Annotated in this window: 18 protein-coding genes, 3 tRNA genes and 1 pseudogene; 10 read left to right on the top strand and 12 right to left on the bottom strand. The window is 72.2% G+C overall.

The features are described 5' to 3' along the window. Nucleotides 1–89 precede the first annotated feature (89 nt). The 4 genes from IE269_RS41970 to IE269_RS41955 all read right to left on the bottom strand — a co-directional run bounded on the left by IE269_RS41970 (nucleotide 90) and on the right by IE269_RS41955 (nucleotide 5784). On the bottom strand, nucleotides 90–2027 hold the full coding sequence (locus IE269_RS41970) for an ABC transporter ATP-binding protein (RefSeq protein ID WP_189828635.1): 1938 nt from the start codon (nucleotides 2025–2027) through the stop codon (nucleotides 90–92). After that, nucleotides 2024–3757, bottom strand: coding sequence for an ABC transporter ATP-binding protein (locus IE269_RS41965; RefSeq protein WP_189828634.1), 1734 nt, complete (start codon nucleotides 3755–3757; stop codon nucleotides 2024–2026). The genes IE269_RS41970 and IE269_RS41965 overlap by 4 nt, the downstream gene beginning before the upstream one ends. Nucleotides 3758–3883: 126 nt before the next feature. Continuing rightward, nucleotides 3884–5335: an FGGY family carbohydrate kinase gene (locus IE269_RS41960; protein WP_189828633.1), complete on the bottom strand. Its 1452-nt coding sequence runs from the start codon at nucleotides 5333–5335 to the stop codon at nucleotides 3884–3886. A gap of 137 nt (nucleotides 5336–5472) precedes the next feature. Further along, a complete protein-coding gene (locus IE269_RS41955) occupies nucleotides 5473–5784 on the bottom strand; it encodes a YtxH domain-containing protein (RefSeq protein ID WP_189828632.1) in 312 nt (103 codons plus the stop codon). Between the two features lie 181 nt (nucleotides 5785–5965). On the opposite strand from IE269_RS41955, the gene IE269_RS41950 reads away from it, so the two are divergent. From IE269_RS41950 to IE269_RS41940, 3 genes are all read left to right on the top strand, one after another. Further along, nucleotides 5966–6038, top strand: a tRNA-Asn gene (locus IE269_RS41950). 5 nt (nucleotides 6039–6043) lie between these two features. Next, nucleotides 6044–6116, top strand: a tRNA-Asn gene (locus IE269_RS41945). Nucleotides 6117–6331: 215 nt separating this feature from the next. After that, nucleotides 6332–6405 (top strand) — tRNA-Ile (locus IE269_RS41940). A gap of 83 nt (nucleotides 6406–6488) precedes the next feature. On the opposite strand, the gene IE269_RS41935 is transcribed toward IE269_RS41940, so the two are convergent. Together IE269_RS41935 and IE269_RS41930 are read right to left on the bottom strand one after the other, a co-directional pair. Further along, entirely contained in the window at nucleotides 6489–11951 is a 5463-nt protein-coding gene (locus IE269_RS41935; protein WP_189828631.1) for a tetratricopeptide repeat protein, read from the bottom strand. Nucleotides 11952–12003: 52 nt separating this feature from the next. Next, the gene (locus IE269_RS41930; protein ID WP_189828630.1) at nucleotides 12004–13425 is read right to left on the bottom strand and encodes an esterase/lipase family protein; all 1422 of its coding nucleotides are present in this window, start codon (nucleotides 13423–13425) and stop codon (nucleotides 12004–12006) included. A 253-nt stretch (nucleotides 13426–13678) separates the two neighbouring features. Between IE269_RS41930 and IE269_RS41925 the strand changes: the two genes are divergently transcribed. Further along, nucleotides 13679–13930: a hypothetical protein gene (locus IE269_RS41925; RefSeq protein WP_189828629.1), complete on the top strand. Its 252-nt coding sequence runs from the start codon at nucleotides 13679–13681 to the stop codon at nucleotides 13928–13930. Between the two features lie 200 nt (nucleotides 13931–14130). After that, nucleotides 14131–15045 carry a YceI family protein gene (locus IE269_RS41920; protein ID WP_189828628.1) on the top strand — a complete coding sequence of 305 codons (915 nt, stop codon included), beginning with the start codon at nucleotides 14131–14133 and terminating at the stop codon, nucleotides 15043–15045. A 16-nt stretch (nucleotides 15046–15061) separates the two neighbouring features. Here the strand turns inward: IE269_RS41920 and IE269_RS41915 are convergent, their stop codons facing one another. Beyond that, on the bottom strand, nucleotides 15062–17458 hold the full coding sequence (locus IE269_RS41915) for an alpha-L-fucosidase (RefSeq protein ID WP_189828627.1): 2397 nt from the start codon (nucleotides 17456–17458) through the stop codon (nucleotides 15062–15064). Between the two features lie 273 nt (nucleotides 17459–17731). On the opposite strand from IE269_RS41915, the gene IE269_RS41910 reads away from it, so the two are divergent. Then, nucleotides 17732–18559, top strand: a complete 828-nt coding sequence (locus IE269_RS41910) for a hypothetical protein (RefSeq protein ID WP_189828626.1) — start codon at nucleotides 17732–17734, stop codon at nucleotides 18557–18559. Nucleotides 18560–18568: 9 nt separating this feature from the next. Then, entirely contained in the window at nucleotides 18569–18928 is a 360-nt protein-coding gene (locus tag IE269_RS41905; RefSeq protein WP_189828625.1) for a VOC family protein, read from the top strand. A gap of 30 nt (nucleotides 18929–18958) precedes the next feature. On the opposite strand, the gene IE269_RS41900 is transcribed toward IE269_RS41905, so the two are convergent. Beyond that, on the bottom strand, nucleotides 18959–19513 hold the full coding sequence (locus tag IE269_RS41900; RefSeq protein WP_189828624.1) for a GNAT family N-acetyltransferase: 555 nt from the start codon (nucleotides 19511–19513) through the stop codon (nucleotides 18959–18961). 56 nt (nucleotides 19514–19569) lie between these two features. Then, the gene (locus IE269_RS41895; protein ID WP_189828623.1) at nucleotides 19570–20076 is read right to left on the bottom strand and encodes a DinB family protein; all 507 of its coding nucleotides are present in this window, start codon (nucleotides 20074–20076) and stop codon (nucleotides 19570–19572) included. Nucleotides 20077–20236: 160 nt separating this feature from the next. On the opposite strand from IE269_RS41895, the gene IE269_RS41890 reads away from it, so the two are divergent. Continuing rightward, nucleotides 20237–20794, top strand: coding sequence for a DinB family protein (locus IE269_RS41890; protein WP_189828622.1), 558 nt, complete (start codon nucleotides 20237–20239; stop codon nucleotides 20792–20794). Here IE269_RS41890 and IE269_RS41885 read toward each other — a convergent pair. Together IE269_RS41885 and IE269_RS41880 are read right to left on the bottom strand one after the other, a co-directional pair. Continuing rightward, nucleotides 20791–22164, bottom strand: coding sequence for a hypothetical protein (locus tag IE269_RS41885; protein ID WP_189828621.1), 1374 nt, complete (start codon nucleotides 22162–22164; stop codon nucleotides 20791–20793). The two genes, IE269_RS41890 and IE269_RS41885, sit on opposite strands and share 4 nt — an antisense overlap. A 102-nt stretch (nucleotides 22165–22266) precedes the next feature. Further along, nucleotides 22267–22638 carry a hypothetical protein gene (locus tag IE269_RS41880; protein ID WP_189828620.1) on the bottom strand — a complete coding sequence of 124 codons (372 nt, stop codon included), beginning with the start codon at nucleotides 22636–22638 and terminating at the stop codon, nucleotides 22267–22269. A gap of 108 nt (nucleotides 22639–22746) precedes the next feature. On the opposite strand from IE269_RS41880, the gene sigJ reads away from it, so the two are divergent. Then, nucleotides 22747–23634, top strand: a complete 888-nt coding sequence (gene sigJ, locus IE269_RS41875) for an RNA polymerase sigma factor SigJ (protein ID WP_189828619.1) — start codon at nucleotides 22747–22749, stop codon at nucleotides 23632–23634. Between the two features lie 4 nt (nucleotides 23635–23638). Here sigJ and IE269_RS41870 read toward each other — a convergent pair whose 3' ends face one another. After that, entirely contained in the window at nucleotides 23639–24382 is a 744-nt protein-coding gene (locus IE269_RS41870; protein ID WP_189828618.1) for a GbsR/MarR family transcriptional regulator, read from the bottom strand. Nucleotides 24383–24674: 292 nt separating this feature from the next. On the opposite strand from IE269_RS41870, the pseudogene IE269_RS41865 reads away from it, so the two are divergent. After that, nucleotides 24675–24924, top strand: a pseudogene (locus tag IE269_RS41865) (DUF4097 family beta strand repeat-containing protein); the annotation flags it as partial.

Below are 24924 nucleotides of genomic sequence, written 5' to 3'. Positions count from 1 at the left end.
GGGCGGCCCGCCCGATCCGGGCCCGCCCCGGTTCCGCCCCCTGCCCGCACGCCCGGCACCGGACTGCCCCCGCACGGGCCCCGGCCGGGCTACTCCACCTCCACCACCGCCTGCGCGAACTGCGCCGCGTACAGCCGCGCATACGCGCCCCCCGCCTCCAGCAGCGCCTCGTGCGACCCCTGCTCCACGATCGACCCGTTCTCCATCACCAGGATCACGTCCGCATCCCGGATCGTGGAGAGCCGGTGCGCGATCACGAAGGACGTCCGCCCGTGGGCCAGGCGCGCCATCGCCTTCTGGATCAGGACCTCGGTCCGGGTGTCGACCGAGCTGGTCGCCTCGTCCAGGACCAGGATCACCGGATCCGAGAGGAACGCCCGCGCGATCGTGATCAGCTGCTTCTCGCCCGCACTCACCCCCGACCCCTCGTCGTCGATGACCGTGTCGTACCCGTCCGGCAGCGTCCGCACGAAGCGGTCCGCGTGCGCCGCCCGCGCCGCCTCCTCGACCTGCTCCCGCGTCACGGAACCGGCCGCCCCGTACGCGATGTTGTCCGCGATCGTCCCCCCGAACAGCCATGTGTCCTGGAGCACCATCCCGACCCCGGACCTGAGCTCCTCGCGGGACATCTTCGCGATGTCGACCCCGTCGATGGCGATCCGGCCGCCGGTGACCTCGTAGAAGCGCATCAGCAGATTCACCAGCGTGGTCTTGCCCGCGCCCGTCGGGCCGACGATCGCGACCGTCTGGCCGGGGGAGACCCGCAGGGAGAGGTCCTCGATGAGCGGCTTGTCGGGCTCGTAGCGGAAGGAGACGTTCTCCAGCTCCACCGCGCCACGGAGTTCGTCGTGGTCCGTCACCGGCAGGCCCGGCGCGTCGACCGCGTCCGGCTCCTGCTCCTGTGCGTCCAGGAGTTCGAAGACGCGTTCCGCCGAAGCCACCGCCGACTGCACCAGGTTCGCCATCGACGCCACCTGCGTCAGCGGCATAGAGAACTGGCGCGAATATTGGATGAAGGCCTGGACGTCACCGATCGACAGGGTGCCGGAGGCGACGCGCAGGCCGCCCACCACCGCCACCAGCACATAGTTCAGGTTCGACACGAACATCATCAGCGGCTGCATGATCCCGCTGTTGAACTGCGCCCGGAAGCTCGCCTCGTACAACTGCTCGTTCTGCTCGCGGAAGCCCTCCGCCGACTCGTGCTGCCGACCGAAGACCTTCACCAGCGAGTGGCCCGTGTACATCTCCTCGATGTGCGCGTTCAGCGTGCCCGTCGTCTTCCACTGCTGCACGAACTGCGGCTGCGACCGCTTGCCGACCTTCGCCGCCACGACCACCGACAGCGGCACCGTGATCAGCGCGACCAGCGCCAGCAATGGCGAGATCCAGAACATGATGATGAGCACGCCCACCACCGTCAGCACGGAGTTGATGAGCTGACCCATCGTCTGCTGCATCGTCTGGCCGATGTTGTCGATGTCGTTCGTCGTGCGCGAGAGCACCTCGCCGCGCTTGGCCCGGTCGAAGTACGACAGCGGCAGCCGCGACAGCTTCGCCTGCACGTCCTGGCGCATCCGGTAGACCGTGCGGTTGACCGCCTTGTTCACCATCCGCGTCGAGACCAGCATCAGCAGGCCCGCACCCACGTACACCGCCAGCACGATCAGCAGTACGGTGCCGATCGCCCCGAAGTCGATGCCCTGGCCCGGGGTGAAGTCGACGCCCGACAGCATGTCCGCGAGCCCGCCCTCACCCGCCTTGCGCATCCCCTCGATGGCCTGTTCCTTGGTGAGGCCCGCGTCCATCGTCCGGCCGACGATCCCCGCGAACAGCAGGTCCGTCGCCGAGCCGAGGATCTTCGGGCCGATCACCGAGAGCGTCACGCTGAAGACCAGTGCCACGAACAGCACCCACAGGGTGACCTTCTCCGGTGCCAGCTGCTTGACCAGCCGCTTCCCCGACTCACGGAAGTTCATCGACTTCTCGGTCGGGGGTCCCATCATGCGTCCAGCGGGCCCACTCATGCCGCCTCGGCCTCCGTCAGCTGGGAGAGCACGATCTCCCGGTAGGTCTCGTTGGTCTGCATCAGCTCGTGGTGCCGTCCGGTGCCCACGACCCGGCCCTCGTCCAGCACGACGATCCGGTCGGCGTCCCGGATGGTCGACACCCGCTGCGCCACGATGATCACGGTCGCCTCGGCGGTCTCCCGCGCGAGCGCCGACCGCAGGGCCGCGTCCGTCGCGTAGTCCAGGGCGGAGAAGGAGTCGTCGAAGAGGTAGATCTCCGGGCGCTGCACCAGCGTCCGCGCGATCGACAGCCGCTGCCGCTGCCCGCCCGACACATTCGTGCCGCCCTGCGAGATCGGGGCGTAGAGATCGCCCTCCAGACGCTCCACGAACTCCTTGGCCTGCGCCGTCTCCAGCGCCGCCCAGAGCTCCTCGTCCGTCGCATCGGGGTTTCCGTATCGCAAATTGCTCGCGACCGTCCCCGAGAAGAGATACGGCTTCTGCGGGACCAGCGACACCGTCTTCGCGAGCAGCGCCGGATCCAGGGTGCGTACGTCGACGCCGTCGACCAGCACCTCCCCGTCCGTGGCGTCGAACAGCCGCGGCACCAGCCCCAGCAGCGTCGACTTGCCGGAACCCGTCGAGCCGATGATCGCCGTCGTCTCGCCCGGGTGGGCCTGGAGAGCGATGTCCTTCAGTACGGACTCCTCAGCGCCCGGGTAGCTGAACTCCACGCCCCGCAGCTCCAGTTGACCGTGCCTGCGCAGCTCCACGACCGGGGCGAGCGGCGGCACCACACTGCTGTCGGTGCCCAGCACCTCCTCGATGCGCTCGGCGCAGACCTCCGCGCGCGGCACCATCATGAACATGAAGGTGGCCATCATCACGGACATCACGATCTGCATGAGGTAGGCGAGGAAGGCGGTCAGCGCGCCGATCTCCATCCCCCCGCTGTCGATGCGGTGCGCACCGAACCAGACCACCGCCACGCTCGACACATTCACGACCGTCATCACGATCGGGAACATCAAAGCCATCAGCTTGCCGGTGGACAGCGACACCTCGGTGAGGTCCTCGTTGGCCTTCTTGAAGCGGTCCTTCTCGAAGTCGTCCTTCACGAAGGCGCGGATCACCCGGTTGCCGGTGATCTGCTCGCGCAGCACTCGGTTGACGGTGTCCAGCTTCTCCTGCATGGAGCGGAAGAGGGGGCGCATCTTGCGGATGATCAGCGAGACCGCGATGCCCAGCACCGGCACCACCGCCAGCAGCACCGCCGACAGCGGCACGTCCTGTCCCAGCGCCATGATGACGCCGCCGACGCACATGATGGGCGCGGCCACCACCAGGGTGAAGCTCATCAGGACCAGCATCTGCACCTGCTGGACGTCGTTCGTCGTACGGGTGATCAGGGACGGCGCCCCGAACTGCCCGACCTCCCGCGCCGAGAAGCTCTGCACCTTCGCGAACACGGCCGCCCGGACGTCCCGTCCGAGGGCTGCGGCGGTGCGCGCGCCGTAGAAGACGGCGCCGATGTTGCAGACGACCTGCACGACGCTCACCGCGATCATGAAGGCGCCGAATTCCAGGATGTAACCCGTGTCCCCCTTCACGACACCCTTGTCGATGATGTCGGCGTTGAGGGTGGGCAGATAGAGGGCGGCGCTGGTCTGCAGGAGTTGCAGCAGCACCAGCAGGGCTATGGGTTTCTTGTACGGACCGAGATGGGCCCGCAGCAGCTTCAGAAGCACGCGCAGTCTTTCGTCGGGCGGCGAGGGCTGGAGGAGGGATCGGATCGCCCTCCATCCTGCGCCACCCGCGCCCGACCCGCCCACGGGTTTGTTCCAAACCCGGGTCAAGCCTCCCGGCCCCGCCCCCTACTCCGCCCCGGTCTCGAAGGCCCCCGGGTGGACCTGGTCGCGGGCCGCCTTGAACTGCTGGCGGATCGCCGCACCCACGGCCGCCTCGTCGCCCGGCTCCAGCACCTGTGCCACCGCACCCCGCCAGGCCGGCGGCTCCTGGGGCGACAGCGTCCCCTGGGCCACGCCCAGCGCCCACGCCGCCTGCCGGGCCGCACCCAGCGCGGCGTACTGCGCCGGAGCGGGCACCACCACCTGTGTACCGAAGATCATCGGCGCCATCCCCTGCACCGCGGGCAGCTCGGCGGCCGCCCCCAGCAGGAACACCCGCCGCACCTGCACACCCCGCCCGCGCAGTACGTCCATCGCGTCCGCCAGCGAGCAGAGCATCCCCTCGAAGGAGGCCCGCGCCAGGTGCTCCGGCTTCATCGACTCCCGCCGCAGCCCAAGCAGCGTGCCCGCGGTGTGCGGCAGCCACGGGGTGCGCTCGCCCTCCAGGTAGGGGAGCAGGACCAGGCCCGAGGAGCCGGGCGTCGACTTCAGCGCCAGCGCGGACAGTTCCTCCAGGCCGCCCTCCACGCCCAGCAGTTCCGCCGTCCCGCGCAGCGCCCGTACCGCATTGGACGTGTGCACGACCGGCAGATGCATGCCCGTCGCATCGGCGAACGACGTGATCATTCCGCTCGGGTCGGCGAGCGCCTCGTGGTGCACCGCCATCACGGAACCCGAGGCCCCCAGCGAGACCACCGCGTCCCCCACGGCCACCCCGAGCCCGAAGGCCGCGGCCATCGTCTCGCCGGTGCCCGCCGAGATCAGCAGCCCCTCCGGCGTCATGCCCGCCGCCTCGGAAGGACCGAGCACCTCCGGCAGCGCCGCCTGGTGCCCGAGCGCCAGCTCGACCAGATCGGGGCGGTAGGACCCGGTGGCCGCCGACCAGTAACCCGTGCCCGAGGCGGCGCCCCGGTCCGTGGTCCTCCTTGCCGGGCGGCCCAGCAGCTGCCACACCAGCCAGTCGTGCGGCTGCATCACGCCGGCGATCCTCGCGGCGTTCTCCGGCTCGTGCCGGGCCAGCCACGCCAGCTTGGCGAGCGGCTGCGGCGACGTCGGGACGGACCCGACCGCCTGCGCCCACGCCTGTCGGCCGCCCAGCCCCTCGACCAGATCGGCGGCGGCGACCTGCGCCCGCTTGTCGTTGCCCAGCAGCGCGGGCCGCACCGGCTGCCCGTTCGCATCCAGCGGCACCAGACCGTGCTGCTGCGCCGAAACCCCGATGGCCTGTACGTCGTCGAGCAGCCCGTCCGCGGCGGCCTCGCCCAGCGACAGCAGCCACGCCTGCGGATCGGCCTCGGTGGCCTTCTCCTCGACCGGATGGGGGGCGTACCCCTCACGCAGTACGGCGCCCGTGTCCGTGTCGCAGACCACGACGTGTGTGAAACCGGAGGAACTGTCCAACCCCGCGACTATGCCCATGCACATGATTCTGCCGCACCCCACCGAGGCGGAATGCGGCAGCCGTGAATCCTGTGACAGGGAGGCGCCTCCCTGTCGGCGCACGTCCTCAGGTGTCGCTGAGGCGTTGCTCGGGTGTTGCTCAGTTGCTCAGTTGCTCAGGTGTTGCTGGTCCCCCAGTCGTCCTCGCCGCCCTGTCCGCGCTCCCGCAGCGAGCGCACCCGCTGGGCGACCGACTCGGGCATCCGGCCGGTCACCTTGTCGCCGACCTTGTCGGTGACGGTGTGCAGCGCCTTGCCCGCGAAGTCGCGTCCGGTCTGGGCCGCCGACTCCGCGGTGTTCCGCACGGCCGGGTTCTGGGAGATCCGCCGGGCGGACTTCCTGATCTGCTCGTACCGCTCGCGCCCGGCCCGGGTGCCGAGCACGTATCCGAGGGCCAGTCCGGCGACGAACGTGAGCCGGTAGCGCATGGCTGCCACCCTTCTCCTGCAACGGTGTCGGTGTGCGATCCGCCTACCCGTCGAGCCCGCTGATCATCCCGGGGCATACCGATTGGCGGAGCACCCCCCTGCTTGCGCTAATGTATGTCTCGCAGCGAGCGCACGCCCCCGGGAAGACCGGTGGGAGGTGCATTCGGTGCAACCGCAGCAATCCCCTGTAGCTCAATTGGCAGAGCAGCCGGCTGTTAACCGGCAGGTTACTGGTTCGAGTCCAGTCGGGGGAGCGCGGTCCCCTGTAGCTCAATTGGCAGAGCATTCGGCTGTTAACCGGAGGGTTACTGGTTCGAGTCCAGTCGGGGGAGCAGGAAGAGGAAGAGGGTCTCCACGGAGGCCCTCTTCTTCGTTTCCCGAACAGGTCCGCGGCCCCTCTTCGTGTGGCGTGCGGCACGTTCGGGAACCGTCCGGGCAGCCCGGAAGTCCTCATGGTCATGTGTTGCCGGGCATCCGAGGCGGGAGATCGTATGACCGGCTATGCTGCGGCAGACGGCGCGTACATGTGTACGCGCCACGCCGTGTGGGGGCGGTAGCTCAGCCGGTTAGAGCAGCGGACTCATAATCCGTCGGCCGTGGGTTCGAGTCCCACCCGCCCCACCGCAGCAGGACAGGGCAGAAACGTTCTGAGCTGCACGGCAGTCATGGCAAGGGCCCTCGCGGGAGACCGCGGGGGCCCTTGTTCATGCGCAGGGCGCGCTCGCGGAGAGCAGGTCCGCCAGGTGGATCAGTACGGGTGCGTGCTCGGGGTGGTGCTCGGCGAGGCGGCGCAGGCGGGTTGCGCCCGCGCCGCGCTGGACCTCGGTGGCCTGGGCGGCGGCTTCGGTGATGAGGGCGTCGGTCTCGGTGGGGTCCGGGCCGGGGGAGAGCGCCGCCCGCACGGCGGACAGGTACGGCGTGACGAAGGGCGTCCCGGTCAGGGACGGAGCCGCGAGGCACAGGGGACGGAGCAGCTCGGGGCGGCCCTGTTCGACGAGGTCCATGGCCAACTCGACCGCCGTGTCGGGATCGGTGACGGCGTCGTAGACCTCCGGGACGGCGAGGGTTTCGGCGAGCAGCAGGATGCCCAGGTGCTGGGCCGACGCGAGGTCGTCCGGCTGCGCGGCGAGCAGCTCCCGTATCCCCTGGTCCTCGGCCAGCCCGGGATGGTGTGCGAGGAAGGCCATGTCCTGCGGCCAGTCGGGGGTGGCGAGCCACTCGTCCACCAGGTCGGCCCGTGCGCGGGCGGTGCGGCGTTCCGCGAGCACGGGATCGAGGCCCAGCTCGTGGGCGGCGTCCAGGAGGTCCGCGAGGTCGTCGAGGCCGGGGGCCTCCGGGATCAGCACACGGGCGAGTTCCAGGGCCTGACGCGTCCGTGGTGTGCTCAGGAGCGGGTACGCCCGCCGGAGGAAGGCGTCCTCCTCGGGCACGTCCGGAACCGAGAGCCAGTCGTCGAACAGCTCGACCAGTTCGGCCGGCAGCGGGGCCGTGGCCCAGGAGGGCAGGGCGGGGAAGGCGGAGGGGGCGGGACCGGGCTGTTCCTGACCGTGTGTCTCCTCGACCAGGATCCGGATGCCGCGGCGGGTACGACCGGCCCAGACGGCTTCGGTGGTTTCCTCCGCGAGGCGCACGGCAGTGAGGAGGTCCGTCACTGCTCCGGCGCGGTCGCCGTGACGGTGACGCCACTGCGCGCGGGCGGTGAACAACTCGGCCCGGGGGCCGGCCGGGAGGTCCGCGCCCGCTTCGTCGAAGATCCGCCAGGCCCGGCCGAGCCGCCGGCGCTCGCCCAGCTGGGTGAAGAGGTGGTCGAGCGAGAGGACGAGGTCGGTGAGGAAGGCCCCCGGGTTGTACTGGGCGAGGACGCGGCGGATGTCAATGGCCTCGGTCAGGCAGGTGAGGGCCGCCCGGCGTTCTCCCGCACGGTGCTGCTGGACCGACAGGCCGTCCAGGGCGCGGGCGAGGCCGGGGAGGAACGGAGCGGGGTTGTCGCGGCTGAGGTCGCGGAAGTGGCGTACCGCTTCGGTGAGGGAGTCGAGGGCGGCCGTGTGGTCGCCGGCGTCGCTCTGCCGGTCCCCGAGCTCGGTGAGGGAGGTGGCGAGGGCGGGCAGGAAGGCGCGCGGGTGGTCGCGGGCGAGGGTGCGGCGTATGCCGACCGCCTCGGTGAGCGAGGCGAGCGCCGCCGTGCGGTCGGCGGCATTGCTCTGGTGGAGGGCGAGGTTGTGGAGGGAGGTGGAGAGGCCCGGGAGGGCGTCGGGGTTGCTGCGGGCGAGGTCGCGGTGCAGCCGGACGGCTTCGGCGGCGGAGCCGAGCGCCCCTTCGGGGTCTCCGGCGTTGCTCTGCTTGGCGGCGAGACGGAAGTGGGAGACGGCGAGGTCGGGGAGGAACGCGCCGGGGTCGGACTCGGCGAGGGTGCGGCGGAGGTGGACCGCTTCGGCGAGGGAGTCGAGTGCCGCCACGTGGTCCCCGGTGTCGGTCTGCCGGTCCCCCAGTTCGGCGAGGGCGGCGGCGAGGGCGGGGAGGAACGCGGCGGAGTCGTCATGGGCGAGGGTGCGGCGGATGCGGACGGCCTCGGTGGCGGAGCCGAGCGCCGCTTCGGGGTCTCCGGTGCTGCTCTGCTGGACGGAGAGGGTGAGGAGGGAGGCCGCGAGGTGGGGCCGGAAGGCGGCGGGGACGTTCTCGGCCAGGCCGCGGTGGAGGGCGACCGCTTCGGTGGCGGAGGCCAGCGCCGCGGCGTGGTTTCCGGTGTTGCCCTGGTGGACGGCGAGGTGGGCGAGGGAGCTCGCGAGGTCGGGCAGGAACGCGGGGGGATCGGCCTCGGCGAGGGTGTGGCTGATGTGGACGGCCTCGCCGGCGGCGTCGAGTGCCGCTTCGTGGTCTCCCGTGTTGCTCCGCTGGGTGGAGAGGGTGCGTAGGTAGGCGGCGAGGCCGGGGCGGTACGCGGCCGGGAGGCGGTCGGCGAGGGTGCGTCCGATCTCGACGGCCTCGACGGCGGAGGCGAGTGCCGCCTCGGGCTGACGGGCGATGCCCTGGTGGATGGCGAGGTTGTTGAGGGCGGAGGCCAGCCCCGCGAGGAACACGCCGGGGTCGGCCTCGGCCTCGGCGAGATCGCGGTAGAGGCGTACGGCTTCGGTGAGGGATGCGAGTGCTGCGGCGTGGTTCCCGGCGTCGGCCTGGTGGACGGCGAGGTTGTTGAGGGAGGCGGCGAGGTCGGGGAGGAAGGCGCCGGGGTCGGCCTCGGCGAGTTCGCGGCGCAGGCGAACGGCCTCGGTGGTGGAGGCGAGCGCCGCCGTGTGGTCGCCGGTGTCGTTCTGCCGGACCGCCAGGTTGCCCAGGGAGCTCGCCAGGTCGGGCAGGAACGCGCCGGGGTCGGCCTCGGCGAGCGTGCGGTGCATCCGTACGGCTTCGGCGCTGGTGGCGAGGGCCGCCGCACGGTCTCCGGCGTGGCTCTGCTCGTTGGCGAGGTTGCTCAGCGAGCCCGCCAGACCGGGGAGGAACGTGGCGGGGTCCTCGTGGGCGAGGGTGTGGCGGAGGTGCACGGCCTCGGTGATCGTGGCGAGGGCGGTCGCGTGGTCTCCGGTGTTGGCCTGCTGGACCGCCTGGTTGTTGAGGGCTTCGGCCAGTTCGTCGCGGAACGCGCCGGGGGCGGCTTCGGCGAGCGCGCGGTAGCGGTCGACGGCTTCGGTGCCGGAGGCGAGCGCCGCCTCGTGGTGTCCGAGTCTGCTGTGGCAGGTGGCGAGGTGGGAGAGCGCAGCGGCCAGTTCGGCGGCGTGTGCGCCGGGGTGGTCGCGGGTCAGCTCGCGGTGGAGGCTCACGGCCTCGGTCGCGGAGGCGAGCGCCGCCTCACGGTGACCGGACTCGCTCAGCTGGGCGGCGAGGTGGCCGAGCGCGGTGGCGAGGTCGGGGCGGAACGCGCCGGGAGCGGACGCGGCCAGCGGGCGGTAGAGGGCCACGGCTTCGGTGAACGCGGCCAGGGCCGCCTCGCGGTTGCCCACCCGGCCCTCACGGATCGCGAGGCTGTGGAGCCATGAGGCGCGTGCCGCCCGCAGCTCTTCGGGGCTGCCGTCGGGGACCTCGGGAGCGGAACGCCGGGTGGCGATCAGGGCGAGGCCGCGCAGGGTGCTGTGGCCGACGGGGACGGTCGTGGCGAGTTCGGCCAGCGGCAGGGGGGTGTTGTCGGTGGCCGCGAACTGTTCCAGGGCCTCGACGAAGGCCCCGCCCTGCGTGGCGGCGACCGACAGGGCCGGGCGCCACACCCCGGGGGCCGCGTGCAGGACGGCCTCGGCGAGGTGCCGGGCGTGGGACGCGTCGGTCACGGATGCCGTACGGGAGACGCTCACGCACGCGTTCAGGCGCTCGGTGTCGTCGGCGGCCGTCAGGCACCGGGCCAGCAGTGCCGTGTCCGCCCCGAAGACGGTGGCCGTGAGGTGGGCGCCCAGGGGGTCCGGGCGGACGGCCAGGGTGCCGTCCTCCGGGGCGGCGGGCAGCAGGTCGGCGAGCAGGGCGGCGATCTCGTCGCGGCGGCGGGCGTCGGAGGACAGTTCGGGGAGGGCGGTGAGGGTGTGGTCGAGGCGGGTCTCGCGGGGGGACAGCAGGCTCAGGCAGGCGCCCGCCTCGCGCAGGAGGGCCCGGGTGCGGCGGGAGGGCTTGCCGATCTGCGTCGTGTACGCCCGTACCCAGTAGCCCAGTTCGTGGCCGAGGATCTCCTCGTACAGGTCCTGCTCCGAGCGGGGGGCCGGCTGCGTACGGGCCGTCAGCCAGGCCAGCATCACCAGGTCCAGGGTGGTCCACCGGCCCGCGTCCGGGTCGCGCGGCGGGGTGCTGCCCAGGACCGTGCTCTCCGGTGCGCCGAAGGAGCGCAGGGCGGCCCGGTAGACGCCCGCCTGGCGGGGGTGGCGGGCGGCGAGGGGGCTGGAGTGCAGGACGTACGGATGGACCTCCTGGCGCAGGGCGTCCGCGATCTCCTCGTCCCACCAGCTGCTGACGGTACGGGCGGTGAGCAGCAGGCAGGTGGGGGCGTCGCGCTCGCGCAGGTCGCGCAGCAGCCGGATGACGTCCTCGGACTTGCGGTCCTCCACGTAGTCGACGACGACCAGCAGGGGTGAGACGACGTTCGCCAGGGAGATCCGGTCCTCGGGGTCCGGGTCGCGGACCAGGAAGCCGGTGTACCAGCCGGTTGCCGCGAGCCGGCGGGCGAGTTCGGCCGCGAGCCGGGTCTTGCCGGAGCCGCCGACGCCGTGCAGGAGGGCGATGCGGGTGGGCGGGACGGCGGGGTCGGGCGAGGCGAACCAGCCCTGGAGGAAGTCGAGTTCGTCGCGCGGGTGGAAGCGGATGGTGTCGTGGCGGGCCCACAGGGCGGGCAGCGGGCGGGCGCCGCCGTGGGAGTCCTCGGGCACCGGCAGGTAGGGCGGCGCGAGGATGTCGGCGCTGGGCTGGCGGGGGAGGGGGTGCGGGGTGCGGTCCGCGTGGGCGAGGCCGACGTCGACGGTCACGGTGCGGCGGTCGGCGGGGGCCGTGCGCAGGAGCGCGGTGGCGTGGGCCACCGACCGCGCCCAGGACTGCGGGGTGCGGCGGCGCGGGTCGGCCGCGTCGGGACGGGAGGCCACGCCCGTGATGTCGACGGCCAGGAAGGAGCCGGGGGCGTCCTCGTCGTCGCCCAGGTCGGCGAGTTCGGCGAGGAGGTCCGGGGGGTACGGGTGGTGGACCGGGCCCGTGCCCGCCCAGGGGTAGGCGGGGTCGGCCCGGTTGGACCAGGTGCCGTCGAGCCAGACGACGACCACGGCGTGCGCGGGCAGGCCCGGGGCGGGGCCGTCCAGCACCACGAGCAGCGGGTGCAGGCCCGCGTCCAGGCAGGCTCCGCAGTAGGCGAGGGCGAGGTCCAGGCAGGTGCCGTGCCGGGGCCGGGCCAGCACCTGGTCCGGCGGGCGGACGGCCTGCCGGCCGGGGTCGCTGGTGGTGGGCTCGTCGGCGTACTGGATGCGGAAGGCGGCGAAGGCCTCGTACAGGGCACGCGCCCGGGCGGCGGGCGGACCGTCCCCCGGGGCGGGCAGGGCGGTGCCGAGGAAGTCGGCGGGGGTGCGGTGCGAGGGGTCCTCGCCGTGCCCGCGATGGACGTACCGGACCAGGTCGCCGGGCACACTGCCCGCCCAGCGCGGCCACGTCCCGCTCACGACTCCGCCCCCGCGCCCGTCGCGTTGGGCTGCGCCCGGCTCAGGTCCCCGCTCACGACTCCGCCCCCAGAGCCTCCGCGTCCAGCACGCCCAGCACCTCTCCCGTGCGCAGGCGGGAGGTCACCGGGATGCCCGTGGCCATGACGTCGAGCGTGTACGTTCCGGGGCCGGGCGGCAGCAGGGTCGTCTGCCAGGTGGTGTCGCCGGAGCGGGGGCACGGCTGCCACGGGGGTGTCGTGTCGGCCGTGCGCAGCCTGAGCCGGACCCGGGTGCGTTCGTCGGCGGGGGTGCCGTGCAGGGTCACGCCCACCGGCACCGGGGTGCCGGAGAGGGCCGTGTCGTCCACGTCCAGGCCGAGCCAGGGGCGGTCGGGCGGGTCGCCCCGGACGGCGGTGAGGGAGTCGCCCGCGTACTCCGTGAGGAGGGCGAGGACGGTCGCGGAGGCGGGCAGTGCCAGGTGGCGGTCCGGAACGGCCCGGCGGACGCGGAGGTCCTCGCCCAGCTCCAGGGGGACGGCGGAGATCGCCGGGACCGTGCCGTCGCCGAGCCAGGAGGGGTTGGGGAGCCAGGGGGCGGAGGTCTTGGCCAGGGTGAGGCCGCCGGGGGAGAGCAGGGCGTGCTGGAGAGTGGCGTGGCCCCGGCCGAACACGGCCGTCAGATCGGGGGGTCGGTCCAGGTCGGTCCAGGCGGCCTCGATGTCCTGGTGGACGGCGAAGGCGGCCTTCGCGCCGGTGAGGAAGGCAGGGGCGAGGAGGTCGCCGGCCGGGAGTTCGTGCGGCCGCAGCGGGGGCGTGCCGTCCGGGCGGCCCACGGCCGGGTAGCGCGGCAGGAGTTCGTACACCGAAGGCCATTGACGCAACACGTCGGTCAGGCGCGACAGCCGCTTGGGGCCCACCTTCAGTCCGTTGACCAGTACGTCGAGGGCCTTGGGCGCGCCCCGGTGCGGGGTGCCGAGCGTGATCAGGGCCGCGCACTGCGGTGCTCCGCCGAGCGGGCCCAGCCAGTGGCGGGCGACCAGGCCGCCCAGGGAGTGCGCGACCACGATGACCCGCCGGTGGCGCGCCGACGGGTGCTCGCCGGACAGCCGGTCCGCGATCTCGGCGGCCAGGCGTGCGGCGGCGTGCTGGACGCCGCGCCGGAAGTCGTACGGGAACAGGAGCAGGTCGGCCTGGAGGTCCCGGGGTTTTCCCGGCCGGGCGACGTCGATCCGTACGCCGTCGAAGTGGCGGGTGATCCCGCGCACCAGAGCGTCGTACCCCGGCGTGACGAACGGGCCGACGAGCGTGATGTCCGGCAGCAGACCGACCGGCACCAGGTCGGGCTGCGCGTCCAGGCCCAGCCGGTGCGGGCGGGTGGCCGCGGCGACGAACCGGCGGCGGTGCTCGTCCCAGCGGGCCGCCCGGTCCGCAGTGTGCAGCACGCTGCCGCCGATGCCGGGGACGACGACCACCAGATGCCTCAGCCTCGGCCTCATGCGCCACCCCGCCTTCCTGAGCTGGGACTGCAACGGTAGGACGCCGCACCGGGCCGCGCGAGGAAAACGTCCGACAAGTGTCTTGTGGGGCAAGGGAGTTCACGGTGGCGTCAGCCGTTGCCCGGCCGCCTTCACGACCCTGTCGCCCGGGGGCGCGCGGGTCTAGGCTTGGCCCTGCCCCGGCCCCCGGCACGAGTTGAACCGACGACTCCTGCCGACTGGGTGCGAGCGGGGATTCCAGAGGGGGCCTGTGATGGTCGTTCTGTTGGGGATCTGTGTAGTGGTGCTGGTGCTGATGGGGTTCTCGCAGCCTGCCTGGTGGCTGGCCGCGGCGGTCCTGGTCTACCTCGCCGTCTGGTACGGGAAGGGCAGCGTCCACCGTGCCGACGGGCAGGGCGGGTACGGCGAGTACCGGGCCCGGCGCGAGCAGCGCGACAAGTGGGACCGGAAGTACCGGCGGCAGCACCGGGGACAGCACATCACTCCGGACCGTCCGCCGCAGTAGGCCGCGTGCCCGTGGTGCCCGTGGTGCCCGTGGTGCCCGTGGTGCCCGTGGTACCCGTGTGCCCGTGTGCCCGTGTGCCCGTGTGACGAGGGTGTGACGCGGTTTCGGATCCGAGTTCGCTGTATGAGACAACTGAACGAGTCGTTCCGGTCCGCTGACCGGGTCGGCGGCAGTCGTCTCCCAGTGAAAAGGTGAACTCCATGGTCCTCTCCCTCCTCCGGCGTGCGCGGGCGAAGTCCGGCGGTGCGGGAGGCGGTGGGCTCGTACTGCCGGTGCCGCGCGGTGCCGGGACCGTGAGCTGCGAGGTGGTGGACCCGGTCGGGCAGCGGCTCGGCGGGGCGGAGATCACCGTCACCGCGAAGAGCGACGGCCGGGTGGTCGCGAAGGGCACGACCGACCTGTTCGGGCTGTTCACCGCCGCACTGCCGGCCGGTGAGTACGGGCTGCTGATGACCGCCGAGTCGATGCGGCCCGCGAGCTGGTCCTTCTACATCGAGCCCGGCGAGACCCTCAGCATGGGCCGCGTCGAGCTGGAGGTCGCCCAGCAGTTGGAGCCGCCCAGCCCCGGCATGTGGCTGATCGACCCGCCGCACACCGCGATCCGCTTCATCGCCAAGCACGTCGGCATGGCGAACGTGCACGGCCGTTTCCAGAAGTTCGAGGGCGGGGTGCGGATCGCGGAGAACCCCGAGGAGTCGGAGGTACGGGTACGGATCGAGGCCGCCAGCCTCACCACCGGCAACAAGACCCGCGACACCCACCTGCGGTCCGCCGACTTCCTCGACGTCGAGAACTACCCGTACATCGACTTCGTCAGCGACCGCTTCGTCTACCGGGGCGGCAACACCTGGTCCGTGCAGGGCGCGCTGACCCTGCACGGGGTGAGCCGGTCGGTGGCGCTCGACACCGCCTACCTGGGCGCCGTCAACGGCGGGTACGGCGAGGAACTGCGCTGCGCCGCCCGCGCCACCGCCGAACTCCACCGCGAGGACTACACCCTGAACTGGCGGAACATGCTCGCGCGCGGCATCGCGATCGTCGGGCCCACGGTGAAGCTGGAGATGGACATCCAGACGATGTTCCAGGGGCCGGACACTCCGACTCCGCCGGAGTAACCGGCCCCCGGGGCACTCACTTCTCCAGCGTCGCCGCGAAGACGTACGACGTCGCCTGCGGGCCCTGCGGCCCCGACGCCTTCCTCAGGGTGAGCGCCGTCAGCTCCTTGCCGGGGTCGACCGGCACCCGCACCCCGTACACGCTGACCTTCAGGTCCTGCCGCTTGCCGTTCAGCCAGCGGTACGGGCTGGTCAGCGCCGGGGTGCCGCCGCCGGTCACCCAGTCCGGCACGGACGCCTTCACCTCCTGGGTGCTGCCGTCCGCGTAGTGCAGGACGACGGGCAGGTCGCCCGGGCCGTACCCGGTGGAGGCCAGCAGGTCGAGTGCGCCGTAGGAGCCCCGGGGGACGGTCACCTTGCGGTCGTCGCCCGCCTTCACCGCGTTCTTGACGCCCGGGGCACCGGACGGCCACTCGTACCGGACCAGGTCCGAGGTGTACGGACCGGGCTTGGGCAGTTCCTCGGCCGGGTAGCCGATGCCCTTGCCCGCGAAGTCGGTGTCGGCCGGTGCGGAGGCGTCGGCGATGACGTCGGCGTCACGGATCGCGCCGAGGTCGACGGGCACACTCGCGCCGATGACGCGCAGTTCGCCGCGCCCGGTGTAGCTCTGGCCGCGCGTGCCGACCTTCGCGGTGATCTGCTCGGTGCCCGGGGAGGTGCCCGCCGGGAGGGCCAGGTCGAGGGTGGCGTGCATGCGCTGGTGCGGCTTGAGCGCGGGGACGGTCACGGTCACCTGCTGTGCGCCCGCCCAGGACGGGGTGACGGTGGCGGTGCCCGCGAGGGTGGCGCGGTCGCCCCGGTTGGCAAGGGTCACGGTCGCCTTCACGGACGTACCGGAACGGGAGGGCGGCGCGGAGACACCGACGTCGAGCAGGTCGGCGGTGGCGGCGCTGTACCCCTTGGGGGCGATGCGGAAGGTCCACGCGTTCTTCGACGGGGTGGCGGCCTGCCCGGCGGCGGGCATGGTGATCACCAGCCTGCCGGAGCCGTCGCGGTAGGTGCTCAGCGGCTTGTCGTACCCCAGCAGCCGGACCTCGTCGCCGCTGCCGACGTCGACGGGCGCCGTGAGGGTGAGCTGCGTGCCCGGCCAGGCGGTGGCCGTCGCGTACAGGGCCTTGGGCTGCTTGGTGAAGCGGACGGGGACGTTCGCGCCCTTGTCCTCGGCCTGCGTCCAGTAGCCGGAGCCGTACACCGCCTCGCCGTTGATCTTCAGCCAGGCGCCGATGCCGCGCAGGCGCTGCGCCTGGAGGTCGGGGATGGTGCCGTCGGCCTTGGGGCCGACGTCGAGGAGGAGGTTGCCGCCCTTGGAGACGGTGTCGATGAACGACGTCACCAGGTCCTTGTCGGTGAGGTAGTCGTTGATGTCCTCCTCCGCGTTGTAGCCGTAGCTGTGGCCGATGCCGCGGCTGGCCTCCCAGGCCGACTTCTTGATGTCGGGCTCGGTGGAGTACTCGGGGGTGGTGAAGTCGGCGTGCTGGTTGCCGCAGCGGTTGTCGACGGCGACGTCCTTGGGGTTCGCCCGGTTCTTGGCCTGGTTGTAGTAACGCGCCATGAATTGATCGGAGTTGTTGACCCCGCCGATGTCGCACCAGAACAGATCCGGGTCGAAGCGGTCCACCAGCTCGTTCATCTGCGGGTACTGGTAGTCCTTCACCCAGTCCGCGACCGGCTTGTAGCCGGTGTAGGGGACGGGTTCCCCCGTGTACGGGTTCTTGGGCGCCCCGGAGCCGAACCAGCCGCCCCACTGCTTGGGGGTGTCGGGGCCGAGCCATTCCGGCATGGAGAAGTACATGCCGTTCTTCAGCCCGTAGCCGCCCTTGTTGTTGGCGTCGACCAGCTCCTTGGCGATGTCGCGCATCGGGCCGTAGGACGTGGTGTCGCGGTCGGAGACGGCGGAGTCCCACAGGGCGACGCCGTCATGGTGCTTGGCGACCAGGACGTAGTACTTGGAACCCGCCTCCTTGAACAGCTTCAGCCACTCGTCCGGGTTCCACTTCTCGGCCTTCCACTGCTTCAGGAAGTCGTCGTAGGCGACGTTCGTGCCGTACTTCTCCTTGTGCCGCTTCTGGGTCGGGGAGTCCTTGCGGTTCAGCTCGGACCAGTACCACTCGGCGTACCGGTTGCCCTGGGCGGCGTCCTTGGGGGCGTAGGCGGGGACGGAGTAGGCGCCCCAGGTGATGAAGGTGCCGAACTTGGCGTCCGAGAACCACTGGGGCGCCTTGTGCTTGTTCAGGGAGGCGGTGTCGGGGGTGTAGTCGGGGACGGCGGTGTCGTCCAGCCAGGTGACGGCGGCCCAACGGCCTCGCTTCGCGGCGGCGTTGAGGCTCTGGCCGGTGGCGGTGGCCGTACCGGCGGTGAGGGCGGCGAGGGCGAGGAGGGCGACGGTTCTCGTACGGCGGCGGGGGGATGGCACGGGGTCTCCCATCGGGGTGGGGCCGAGGTGGGTGGGGGGTGCGGGGCGTGCGGAGGCGTCCGGGGCGTGCGTGACGTACCGGTGAATGCGCATACAGCCTTACAGCAGGGGACTGTGGGGCATGGCGGGTGCGGGCCGCAAGGGTCGTGCGGGGACTTTCGGTGAAGTGGCACGACCACATGGGCAAGTGGCGGACATGGAGCGGTGGTTTGTTCCGTCTGTCCCGTAAGTGGCCTGTCCAATAAGGCGTTTCGGGGTGCGGGCGCTGCGTGCATGGGGGCGTGGCAGGTCGGCACTGATGTCCTCGCGGGCGAGGGGCGCGACCGGGAGGCCCGCATCATGGCCGCGCTCAAGGCGTACGAGGGTCTGGGCGAGCCGCACCAGGAGGAGCGGGCCCGCTGGTTCCTCGCCCACTCGCTGTGCGGCACGGGCGACATGACCCTCGGCGAAGGGCTCACCGCCCGGGCCCTCGGCAGCTTCCGGGAACTGGGCGACGCGTGGGGCACCGCCGCCGCCCTCACCGAGGCCCACGACCGCCACGAGCAGTCCCGCCGACCGGCCGCCGCGCACGGCTTCAAGGCGGGCGAGATCAACGCGGTGCTCGGGCTCGGTGCCCGCCGGGCGGGCGACCTGGACGCCGCCGAGACCCACCTGCGCCGGGTCCTGGACTGGCACTGCGAGGTCGGCCTCGACGGCGCGAACGCGCTGCTCCTCGCCGAGCCGGGCTTCGTCGCGGAACTGCGGGGCGAGCCGGAGCGGGCCCGTGAACTGCACGAATCCGGTTGCACCACCGCCCTTGCGACGGGTGACGACCGCGCCGTCGCCCTCGCCCTGGAGGGCCTGGCGGACGCGCACGCCCTCGCCGGACGCCACGCGGACGCGGCCCGGCTGCTCGGCACGGCCTCGGCCGCCCAGGCCTCACGGGGAGCCCCGCTGCCGGTCGAGGAACAAGGAGACGTCCGACGCGTCGCCGCCAACTGCCGGGCCGCGCTGGGGACTTCGTACGAGAAGGTCTTCGCGGAGGGGCAGGCCCTGAACCCGCGCGAGCGCGCGGACGGCGGTGGCGCGCGCTTGACCGGGACTGTCCCCGGGGCGTCCTAGCCTGGGTCCATGACCGCAGCAGACGTGGACCTCTTCGCAGGCATCTCGGTACGGGACTACGCGGCCGCGACGGCCTTCTACGAGCGCCTCTTCGGCGGCCCGCCCGCCTTCCTCCCCAACGACACCGAGGCGGTGTGGGAGGTGGGCGAGCACCGGTACGTCTACATCGAGGTGCGGCCCGAACACGCGGGCCACGCCCTGCTCACCCTCTTCGTGGGCGACTTCGACGCCCGCCTGGCGGCGATCGCGGGGCGCGGCCTGGAACCGGCCGAGTCCGAGACGTACGAGAACGGAGTCCGCAAGGCGACCTTCCGCGACCCGGACGGGAACGAGATCGGGTTCGGCGGCGCGCCCGTGCAGCCCGGATGACCGTGCCAGCCGTGCCTTCCGGATGAGGAGCTACACCGTGATCCAGTAGCGCTGCTTGAGACCCAGGACCGTCATCCGGGTGTCCTCCAGGACGCCCCCGTTGCGCTCGACGGTGCGGGCGGAAGCGGTGTTGGTGTCGTCGCAGGTCACCAGGATGCGGTCCAGGCCGAGCGCCCGCGCCTCGGGCAGGACCGCGCCGAGCGCCCAGGAGGCGAGGCCGCGCCCCCGGGCGGAGGGGCGGACGCTGTAGCCGACGTGCCCGCCCGCGTCGAGCAGGAAGTCGTTCAGGGCGTGCCGCAGGTCGATGGCCCCGAGGTAGGTGTCGCCCTCCGTGATCCACCAGTGCGTGGCGTGCACCCGCCCCTCGCCGACCTCGGCCGACGGGTCCGACTGCCGGTTCAGCTCGGCCACCCACGCGGCGAAGACCTCGGGGTCGGCGAGGTCCCCGCCCGCGAGCACCAGGCTCGCCCCGGGCTGGTGCTCGCCCGGCTCCCACTCCTCGCGGGCTTCGAGCCAGGAGGCGTGGAGGCGGGCGGTGGGTGCGGTCAGCTCGGTCCGCTCGGTCAGCTCGGTCAGCTTGGTCATGCCGGTGAAGCTAACACCGGCGCACCGTCCTGAGCGGGGGTTTTTCCGGGGGCCGACTAGTCGCCGGTGGTGCCGTCGAGCAGCTCGCGCAGGATGTCCAGGTGTCCGTTGTGGCGGGCGGTCTCCTCGGTGAGGTGGTGCAGGATCCACCGCAGGTCGACGTGGGTGCCGCTGCGTACGGGGCACACGGCCTTGTCGTCCAGGGCGCGTTCCGCGACCAGCTCGCGGTAGCGGGCGCTCTGCTGCGCGTACTCGGCCAGGAGCTGGGGGAGCGGGAAGTCGACCGCGATGCGCATCTCGCGGTCGGGGTCCTCGTCGGTCCAGGGGCCCTCGTCGTCCTCGCCGAGGAAGATCATCTGGAACCAGAAGTATTCGACCCAGCGCAGGTGGTTGATCACCCCGCTCAGCGTCATCAGCGGAGAGCCCGGGAGGGGCGCGGTGCGGGCGTGCTCCTCGGAGGCGCCCTCGCACTTCACGCGGGCGGTGTCGCGCGCGTAGTCGAGGAAGGTGGTGAGCTGAGTGCGTTCGTCCCAGGCGGTCGGGGTGTCACTGATTCTCGTCATCGGCCGAAGCCTGTCCGGCCACGGGGCCGGTGTCGAACCGTTTGTCTGTGCTCGGGCGACCCGCCGATCGCGGGCAAGTAGGACCTGTTCTGGCCTAGTGGGTCCGTAACGTTCGTCGTGTCGGAGCAAGAAACAGGCAACGCAGAGAGCAGGCAGTGACATGACCGTCGACGGACCGGCCACCCCCGGCGCCTCCACCCCCGCCCCGCTCGACAGCGAGCGGGCGGACCTGCTCGCCGTGCTGGCCAAGAGCCGGTACTTCCTGCGGCACACCACCCGCGGGCTCACCGACGAGCAGGCCGGCCTGCGGACCACCGCGAGCAGTCTCTGTCTGGGCGGGCTGGTCAAGCACGTGACCGCCGTGGAGCGCATGTGGGCCGGGTTCATCGTGGCGGGCCCCTCGTCCGTCCCGGACGCCGCCGCCATGACCGAGGAGGGGCGCCGACAGTACGAGGAGGGCTTCCGGATGATGCCCGGCGACACCCTGGAGGGCGTGCTCGCCGCCTACGAGAAGGCCGCGGCCGAAACCGATGAACTGGTGCGCACTGTAAAGGACTTGAACGCCACCTGGCCGCTGCCCGAAGCGCCCTGGAACGAGCCCGGCGCGGTGTGGTCGGTGCGCGGCACGCTGCTGCACATCGCCTCCGAGACCGCCCAGCACGCCGGTCACGCGGACATCCTGCGGGAGTCCCTGGACGGGGCGCAGAGCATGGCCTAGGAGCCGGATCCGCGGAAGTCGGCCGGGCCCGGGAACTTCAGCCCGGTGCAGTGGTGGCGGCGGGCGACGTCGTCGACGTACGCGCGGAAGAGGGGGGAGATCCCATCCTGGATCACGGAGTCGTACGGGTCGGGGACGGTCAGGGTGTGCAGTGCGGGGCGGCCGCCGCAGACGGAGGACGCCCACCAGATGCCGGCCCCCTTGCGGCCCGCGCCGCCGGGGGCGACGGCACCCTCCCGGCGGAGGCCGATGCCGAGGCCGTCCAGGAAGACACCGGCGGTTTCGTCGCCGAAGCGGGTCTCCGCCCGGACCAGCCAGGGGGAGAAGCGGATCCGTTCCTCGTACGGGATGTAGGCGAGGCGGGACCGGTACGCGGGGTGATCGAGGGCGTGCCGGGCGCTGATCCGCGCCCCCTCGCGGACGCTGACCAGGAGCTGGCACTGCTCGGTCCACGGGGTGCTGCCCGTGGGGGCGCCGAGCACCAGGTCGGGGTGGGCGCCGCGTCCTCGGGCGGATACGAAGCGGCCGTACCAGCCGCAGGTTCCGGTACGGGGCGTTGAGGTGACGGGCGTGAACAGGGATTCAGGGGCGGCCAGTTGGGCCGGGGGTGCACCGGGAGGCGGCGTGCAGTGGGCGCGGTCGGCCACGCGTCGTGCCGCCCGGTGGGCGATGCGGGTCAGCGAGGCGAGGTCGTCCGGGCTCGGGTACTTGTCCCGGACGCGTGCCGTGGCCCGGACGGACGTGACGTTGCCGGTCGTCCGGGCGGGGTTGCGGCATACCGCGTACACGGTGGCCGAGCGGCGGTCGTAGTGGCCCAGGGTGCCGTCGCCGAGCGGATTCGGGGGAGTGCTGCCCGCGCGGGGTGCGGAGGGCTTGCCGTCGGAGGTGTGCGGGACGTCCGGGTCGTCCGGGAAGTGGTGGCGGAAGTCCTCCCGGTCGGAGCGGTCCGTGATGCGCGTCGTGCTTCCCGGGGTGGGCTGTGAGGCGATGCCCAGCACGAACTCCTGCTCAAGGGAACCGGGTTCAGCCGTCCGGTGGACCCGGCACAGGCCCAGCGGGCCCGGGGTGTCGAAGCCGCGGGAGTACGCCGAGCCCCGTACGTGCTGCGGCATCCCCCCGTTCAGCCTCAGCACCTCGTCCGGGTCCACCAGCCCCTGGCAGCTGTCCTCGATCTCCGTGCGCAGGGCCGAGAGGTCGCGGAACTCCTGGACCGACAGCCAGAAGGCCCAGGACGCGAGCCCGATGCCCGCGAGCGCCAGCACGCAGGCCAGCCGCACCAGCAGGGGGAGCCGGGGTTCGCGGCGAGGCGGCCGGCGAGGGTGGCGGTACGGCTTGCCGGGGATGCGCGTCGGCGCGGGCCAGGAGTGCATGAACGGTCCCGAAGTGGTGCGAAAGGGGGAGCCGCGATGCTAGCGCGCGGAGGGGGCCGGAACGGCCGTACGGCCCCCGTGTCCCGCGCGCCGTACGGGAGTTCAGCGTCGCACCAGCGCCAGCACGCTCAGCCCGAACATCAGCACGCCCAGCGGGAGATGGACCGCCGGGACGTGCGCGATGCCCACCGCCACCTGCACCGACGCCAGCACCAGGAAGCCCGTCGCGTGCAGGACGGGGCGCGGGGAGCCGCCGCCCGGCTTCCACGCGAGGACCGCCGCCAGGACGTACAGCATCGTCGCCCCGTACATCACCCGCGCCCCGGCGCTGTGCAGCGTCTCGCCGTACGAGGTGGACAGCAGCAGCCCCGAGGAGACCGCCTGGAGGAAGATTGTCAGGGTTTGGAGGCCGACGGTCAGCCGGAGGAAGTCGAAGCGGCGGGTGGTGAGTTGAGCGGTCTGGGTCGCTGCCATGGTCCGGTCCTCTTTTCTGCCCGCGAGTTCTCCGTCCGCGAGCAGTAGATCGATAAGGTCTCGATCAGCCCGACGACACGGGCGCGCGAAAGGTAAGGCGGGGGCGCGATGGACACGTTGGTGGAGGGTGAGCGGCGGCAACTGCTCAATGTGGCGTACCGGTTGCTCGGTTCGCTGGCCGAGGCGGAGGACGCCGTGCAGGAGGCGTTCGCCCGCTGGTACGCGCTGCCGGACGCCAAGCGTGCCGGGATCGCGTCGCCGGGGGCGTGGCTGACGACCGTCACCGGGCGGATCTGCCTGGACGTGCTCGGCTCCGCGCGGGCGCGCCGGGAGCGGTACGTGGGGGCCTGGCTGCCCGAACCGCTGCCCGACCGGGCCGAGTGGGGGCGGGAGACCGGGGCCGATCCCGCCGACCAGATGGTGCTGGACGAGTCGGTCGGGATGGCCCTGCTGGTCGTGCTGGAGTCGATGACGCCCGCTGAGCGCGTGGCGTTCGTGCTGCACGACGTCTTCCGGTATCCGTTCGCCGAGATCGGGGGGATCGTCGGGCGAACTCCCGCCGCCTGCAAGCAGCTTGCTGCCTCCGGGCGCAAGCGGGTGCGGGACGCGCAAGGTGTGCGGGGTGCGGTCGTGGTCGCCCGGCAGGACGACACCGTACGGCGGATCAAGGCGGCCTGGGAGGCCAGGGACGTCGCCGGCCTGGTCGGGCTGCTGGACCCGGACGCCGTCATGACCGCCGACGGGGGAGGCCTGGTCGGTACGGTGCTGCGCCCGGTCGAGGGCGCGTCCCGCATCGCCGCGTACCTGGTGGCCATCGCTGACAAGGCCCCTGGCCTGGAGCTTCTCGTACGGACGGTCAACGGGGTGCCGGGTCTGGTGGCCGTCCGCGACGGGGACGTGATGACCGTGGCCTCGTTCGGGGTCGGCGCGGACGGCCGGGCCCTGCGCATCTGGGCCGTCCGCAACCCGGAGAAGCTGCGGGCCTGGGGCGAGTGACTCGTCAGTCCTGTACGGGAGTCGACTCGCCCGCGGGCTTCGCGTGGAGGATGTCGCGGGCCTGCTCCGCCGCCCGGGCGATGGCCTCCGACACGTAGTCCATGAAGCGGGCGACGTTCTCCAGGCGGACGGCGGCCGGGGTGCCGGGGCCGAGGACCGCGACGCCCTCCCGGGCCGTGCCCACGACCTGGCCCGTGGAGCGGGCGCTGGCGATCATCGCCTGGTACCAGATGTCGTCGTCGACCGTGTACCGCTCCCGGCGGCGGTCGTCCTTCTCCCGGCGCACCAGGCCCTGGCTGTCCAGGAACGCGACGGCCTTGGAGACCGAGGCGGGGCTGACCTGGAGGTGCCGGGCCAGTTCGGCGGCGGTGAGGCTGCCGGAGTCGGTGACCATGAGGGCGGCCATCACCCGGGCCATCATCTGCGGCATCCCGCCGGCCATCTGGACCGTCGTGAACGTCTCCTCGTACGCGCGCACCGCCTCCGGATCGCGGCCGTGCGGCAGCGGTGCGGCCTGCGGGCCGCGCGCGGCCGGGGCGGCGGGCTTGCGCCGCTGGGTGCGGCGTTCGGTGGCGCGGTGGGCCAGGTCGGCGCGGTAGGAGGCGGGTCCGCCGTTGCGCATGACCTCGCGGGTGACGGTCGAGGTGGGGCGGTCGAGGCGGCGGGCGATCTCCGCGTACGCGAGTCCGTCGGCCAGGCCCAGCGCGATCTGCTGGCGTTCCTGCTGGCTGAGTCGGCCTCCGGGCATCACGGTCTCCTTCGTGCAAGTGCGGTTCGCTCGAGTGCGGATGGCCCAAGTGCGGTCCGCTGTGCGGCGTTTGTGGCCCACCATAGCGTTCACGCTCATTCCATTGCAATGGAAGTAGTGCCTGTTGTTGCGTTATGCGGCAGGGAGTTGCAACGAAATCGTGGCTCTGGCCTGCGATAACAGGGTTTGTGTGCAACGAAGTTGTTGCCGGGATGGTGAAGGCAACGTAGCGTTCAGGTCATCGGAAAGAGCGAGCCGGACACCAATACCGGCCCCCACCAAAGGACTTGACATGCAGACCTTCGCCACCGCCACCGCCGTCACCGCCCACCTCGACCTCCCCGCCGGCAGCATCCGCCTCATCGCCGCCGACCGCACCGACACCACCGTCGAGGTCCGCCCCGCCGACCCGTCCAAGAGCCGCGACAAGAAGGCCGCCGAGGCCACCACCGTCACCTGCGCGGACGGCGTCCTGCGCATCACCGCCCCCCAGGCCAAGAACTCCCTCAGCCACCCGGGCGCCATCGAGGTCACCGTCCAGC

The organism is Streptomyces spiroverticillatus (assembly GCA_014650415.1).
Taxonomy (GTDB): domain Bacteria; phylum Actinomycetota; class Actinomycetes; order Streptomycetales; family Streptomycetaceae; genus Streptomyces; species Streptomyces spiroverticillatus.
The sequence above is the reverse complement of the archived record's forward strand: the minus strand, read 5'-3'. Positions and strand labels throughout refer to the sequence as shown.